The sequence below is a fragment of the Adlercreutzia equolifaciens genome, assembly GCF_029076695.1.
In the GTDB taxonomy this organism is placed as follows: domain Bacteria; phylum Actinomycetota; class Coriobacteriia; order Coriobacteriales; family Eggerthellaceae; genus Adlercreutzia; species Adlercreutzia equolifaciens_A.
Genome location: NZ_JARFIK010000564.1, coordinates 1 through 291, shown reverse-complemented (window position 1 = coordinate 291; position 291 = coordinate 1). Strand labels below are relative to the sequence as shown.

Here is a 291-nt window from a genome sequence, read left to right as displayed (position 1 = left end):
CCCTTGTTGGGCTGGTGAATGGCGCGAATGATATCCGGATACTGCTCCTGCCACCTATCGGCGAAGGCCGCGGTGTCGTCCTTGGTTGAACAGTCAACGACCAGCAGGATCTCGATGTCGGTGCCGCAGGCCAGGATGGACTCGATGCAATGGTCCATGTAGGCGGCGGAGTTATAGCAGGGTACGGCAAAGGTGATGGTTTTCATTACTCCCCCTACGCAGCGGCCGTCGTGGCGCCACATACGGCATCGACGGCTTCCGGATCAAGGCCGTCGGCAAGAGCCAGAATGC

1 protein-coding gene is annotated in these 291 nt (G+C 59.8%); it reads right to left on the bottom strand.

The features are described 5' to 3' along the window. On the bottom strand, positions 1-206 hold a 206-nt coding region (locus PZH32_RS13605; protein ID WP_275208790.1), incomplete at its 3' end, for a glycosyltransferase family 2 protein. Positions 207-291 lie beyond the last annotated feature (85 nt).